The organism is Pseudomonas sp. P5_A2_2 (assembly GCF_054177685.1).
In genome coordinates this window covers 1-4,514 of record NZ_JBGCUL010000346.1, presented here as the reverse complement: position 1 = coordinate 4,514, position 4,514 = coordinate 1, and the positions used below count along the sequence as shown (strand labels likewise).

Below are 4,514 nucleotides of genomic sequence, written 5' to 3'. Positions count from 1 at the left end.
CGTCAGTCATGACCTGCCCCTGAAATCGCAAAAAGAAGTGGAAGTTGAATCTCAAAAGCAGTGAATGCAAATGGGGGGTTTTATCTGAAACTCAGGGAGGTGATAAACAAACCGGTCATTGATTTGCCGAGCGGGTCAATGAGGTTAACAGTGCCGAGTCCATGATTTGGCTTATCTTTTAGAAGTAAGGTCGCACAGGATTTTTAATAAGTAAAAAACCTGTCAAGTAGTCGATCTGTACTGTCGAATAAGGTGGAGAAAATACCGTGGCGATAAATACAATAATGAGTCTGCTGGAAAATAAAGAATTTCTGGAGTTTTTTCGTCTGGGGGTTATTTACGTTCACTTGGTGGCGTGTTGTGTGGCCATTGGTTTGGTATTGACCAGTGATGTCGCTATGGTTAAAGACCTGTTAAGGCGCAAAGTAGTCACTGAGCATGATAATGCTCACATGGAAAGTCTTCAAAAGTCAGTCGTTGTTGCACTGATAGCACTGTGGGTAACGGGTGTCGCTGTCGTCGGTATTGATTACCTGGACAAAGGTCTCGATTACTTCATGAATCCAAAGCTTCAAGCCAAAGTCATTATTGTAGCGTTGCTGAGTTACAACGGTGTCTTGTTGCATCGTATGGTACTGCCGGCCCTGCAGAAGGCAGGCTCGTTGCTCAATCTCGGATTCAGTGCACGGATGCTGGCGTTGGCCTGCGGCTCATTGTCGGCAGTGTCCTGGATGTATGCCGCCATGCTGGGTGTCGGGCGCCCATTGGCCTGGAAGTATTCCCTTTCCGAACTGTTGATGGCTTATCCGGTACTGATTGTGCTCGGATTCCTGACGATGCTGGTGCTGACTCAGCGAGCGAAAAAACAGGACGACTACGTTGCGCCTCAGGGGATTGTCGCAAGCGCATGCTAAGCCGGTCATGCGCGTAAATCCTGCGGGCTTGTCCCGAGTCCGAAAGATGGCGACCTTCATGGTGCAGGTTTCAACCCGGACCTGCACCGCAAGGTCGTTTTTGTTTTGAGTCATTCCCGTTTGCCTAATGCTCCTGCTCATTTCGATCAATAAGTTGTCAGTTACGGTCATTGAGCACCAGCGGCGCGACTCTTAGTCTGTCGAACATGACTGATGGGGGCCATAGAGCTCCTGCACTTTCCGTGATCGCTCGATGTGGAGTTACCGATGACCGCCGCTCAATACCCGCACCTGTTGGCTCCGCTGGACCTGGGTTTCACCACACTGCGCAATCGCACCCTCATGGGGTCGATGCACACTGGCCTTGAAGAGAAACCGGGTGGTTTCGAGCGCATGGCGGCGTACTTTGCCGAACGTGCCCGTGGCGGTGTCGGCCTGATGGTCACTGGCGGTATCGGCCCGAACGATGAAGGCGGCGTGTATTCCGGCGCGGCCAAGCTGACCACCGAAGAAGRGGCGCTCAAGCACCGTATCGTCACCCGTGCCGTGCACGAGGCAGGCGGCAAGATCTGCATGCAGATCCTCCACGCGGGTCGCTATGCCTACAGCCCGAAACAGGTTGCGCCGAGCGCGATCCAGGCGCCGATCAACCCGTTCAAGCCCAGGGAGCTGGACGAGGAGGGCATCGAGAAGCAGATCAGCGATTTCGTCACCTGTTCGGTACTGGCACAAACCGCCGAGTACGACGGTGTGGAAATCATGGGTTCGGAAGGCTACTTCATCAACCAGTTCCTCGCCGCCCACACCAACCACCGTACCGACCGCTGGGGCGGCAGCTATGAAAACCGCATGCGCCTGCCGGTGGAAATCGTCCGTCGCGTGCGTGAAGCGGTCGGCCCGAACTTCATCATTATTTTCCGTCTGTCGATGCTTGACCTGGTCGAAGGCGGCAGCACCTGGGACGAGATCGTGCAACTGGCCAAGGCCATCGAGCAGGCCGGTGCGACCATCATCAACACTGGTGTCGGCTGGCACGAAGCGCGGATTCCAACCATCGCCACCAAAGTGCCGCGCGCGGCCTTCAGCAAGGTCACGGCCAAACTGCGGGGTTCGGTCAATATTCCGCTGATCACCACCAACCGCATCAACACGCCGCAAGTGGCCGAGCAGATCCTGGCCGAGGGTGATGCCGACATGGTGTCCATGGCGCGGCCGTTCCTCGCCGACCCGGATTTCGTCAACAAGGCCGCTGCAGGTCGCGCCGATGAAATCAACACCTGCATCGGTTGTAACCAGGCCTGCCTCGATCACACCTTCGGCGGCAAGCTGACCAGTTGCCTGGTCAATCCGCGTGCCTGCCACGAAACCGAACTCAATTACCTGCCCGTGCAGCAGCTGAAGAAAATCGCCGTGGTCGGTGCCGGCCCGGCCGGTTTGTCCGCCGCGACCGTGGCCGCCGAGCGTGGCCATCAGGTGACGCTATTCGATTCGGCCAGCGAAATCGGCGGTCAGTTCAACATCGCCAAGCGTGTTCCGGGCAAGGAAGAGTTCTTTGAGACCATTCGCTACTTCAACCGCAAGTTGCAGACCACCAACGTCGAGGTGTGCCTGAACACCCGCGTCGACGTGGCCAGACTGGTCGAAGGCGGCTACGACGAGATCATTCTGGCCACCGGCATTGCGCCGCGCGTGCCGGCCATTCCGGGGGTGGAAAACGCCAAGGTGCTGAGCTACCTGGACGTGATCCTGGAGCGCAAACCGGTCGGCAAGCGCGTCGCGGTGATTGGTGCCGGTGGTATCGGTTTCGACGTCTCCGAGTTCCTTGTGCATGAAGGCGTCGCCACCAGTCAGGATCGTGCCGCGTTCTGGAAGGAATGGGGCATCGATGCGCACCTTGAGGCACGCGGTGGTGTTGCCGGTATCAAGGCTGCGCCCCATGCGCCGGCACGCGAGGTGTTCCTGCTGCAACGCAAGACATCCAAGGTCGGTGACGGCCTGGGCAAGACCACCGGCTGGATTCATCGCACCGGTCTGAAGAACAAGCAGGTACAGATGCTCAACAGCGTTGAATACCTGAAGATCGACGACGAAGGCCTGCACATCCGCATCGGCGACAGCGGAGAGCCGCAGGTGCTGCCAGTGGACAACATCGTGATTTGCGCCGGTCAGGATCCGCTGCGCGAATTGCATGRCGGTCTGGTGTCGGCGGGGCAGAGTGTGCACCTGATCGGCGGCGCGGATGTCGCGGCAGAGCTGGATGCCAAGCGGGCGATCAATCAGGGTTCGCGATTGGCGGCGCAGTTGTAATCCAGCTAATCAGGCTGTTCACAAAACCTGTGGTGAGGTGCTTGCCTCCTCACCACAAGTCAGCTGCTAAGATGCCGGGTCTTTCCAAAGATCCGGCATCATGCTTTCTCTTCCAGACAACTGGCTTCCTAAAGCCCCCCTCGAACTCCTCCACCTCGACTGGCTCACCCACGCCGACATCGAAGTGGCAATCCTGCGTCTGGACCAGATCGACCCGCTGATCAGCGGCAACAAATGGTTCAAACTCATCGAACACTTGAAGACCGCCGACCGTGTTGGTGCCGAAGGCCTCATCAGCCTGGGTGGAGCGCACTCCAATCACCTCCACGCGTTGGCGGCGGCGGGCAAGCGTTTCGGCTTTGCCACCGTTGGCCTGTTGCGCGGGCACCCTCAGGAAACTCCGACGGTCAAAGACTTGCAGGCGTTCGGCATGCAGTTGCACTGGCTGGGTTACGCAGGCTATCGAGCGAGGCATGAAGCGGGTTTCTGGCAACCCTGGCAAACCCGCTACCCGACGTTGCATCCGGTGCCTGAAGGGGGAGGCGGTTTGCCTGGCGCCCTGGGTTGCATGCAACTGCGGGCCAGCGTTTGCGCGCAACTGGAAGGATTGGGCTGGAGTGACTATGACGCCTGGTGGCTGGCCTGTGGAACCGGTACGACCCTGGCGGGCCTGGTGCTGGCCGAAGCGGGGGATCATCCGGTTTACGGTGCGCTGGCGGTGCCAGGCGATCATGGGGTGGCGCAGCAGGTCGAACGGATCGTGCAGGAAGCGGGTCTGATCGATGCGGTATATGAACTGGTCGAGGCCAGTCGCGGCGGTTTTGCCAAGGTCGATCCGCTGCTGATCGAGTTCATCGAGAAGACCGAACAGGCCAGCGGCATTCCCCTGGAACCGCTGTACACCGGCAAGGCACTCATGGCCCTCAAGCAACAAGTCGCCACGGGCAAGTTCACCCGGGGCACGCGGCTGATCTTCGTCCACACGGGCGGCTTGCAGGGGCAAAGGGGGTTCAATTCACAAACCTGAAAGTCACCGAAAACCAATGTGGGAGCGAGCTTGAACTGGTCAACTAATTTTGGACACCAGTTACGGTTTTCATGCCGCCAGTTTTTCCATAGCTACCGGTGAACGATAGCCGTTGTAGCTATGGAGCCTGACGTTGTTGTAACGCATCACGTAGCGTTGCACGTCTATGCGGGCTTCATGCTCAGAGTTGTAGCCATCTTCTGGCACCCACTCTGATTTAAGGCTCCCAAAGAAACGCTCCATCGGGGCGTTATCCCAGCACTCAC

At 57.9% G+C, this 4,514-nt stretch carries 4 protein-coding genes; 3 read left to right on the top strand and 1 reads right to left on the bottom strand.

Features of this window, described 5'->3' with window-relative positions; all coding sequences use genetic code 11:
• The first annotated feature begins 266 nt into the window (after positions 1–266).
• The 3 genes from ACXRVY_RS17975 (at position 267) to ACXRVY_RS17965 (ending at position 4,248) form a co-directional block, all read left to right on the top strand.
• Positions 267–914 carry a hypothetical protein gene (locus ACXRVY_RS17975; RefSeq protein ID WP_223462317.1) on the top strand — a complete coding sequence of 216 codons (648 nt, stop codon included), beginning with the start codon at positions 267–269 and terminating at the stop codon, positions 912–914.
• Positions 915–1,181: 267 nt separating this feature from the next.
• Positions 1,182–3,221 carry an oxidoreductase gene (locus ACXRVY_RS17970; RefSeq protein WP_458237897.1) on the top strand — a complete coding sequence of 680 codons (2,040 nt, stop codon included), beginning with the start codon at positions 1,182–1,184 and terminating at the stop codon, positions 3,219–3,221.
• A 100-nt stretch (positions 3,222–3,321) separates the two neighbouring features.
• Positions 3,322–4,248 carry a 1-aminocyclopropane-1-carboxylate deaminase/D-cysteine desulfhydrase gene (locus ACXRVY_RS17965; protein ID WP_223462315.1) on the top strand — a complete coding sequence of 309 codons (927 nt, stop codon included), beginning with the start codon at positions 3,322–3,324 and terminating at the stop codon, positions 4,246–4,248.
• A 69-nt stretch (positions 4,249–4,317) separates the two neighbouring features.
• On the opposite strand, the gene ACXRVY_RS17960 is transcribed toward ACXRVY_RS17965, so the two are convergent.
• Positions 4,318–4,514, bottom strand: a 197-nt coding sequence (locus ACXRVY_RS17960) for an integrase core domain-containing protein (protein WP_457265921.1), incomplete at its 5' end; no start/stop codon positions are given.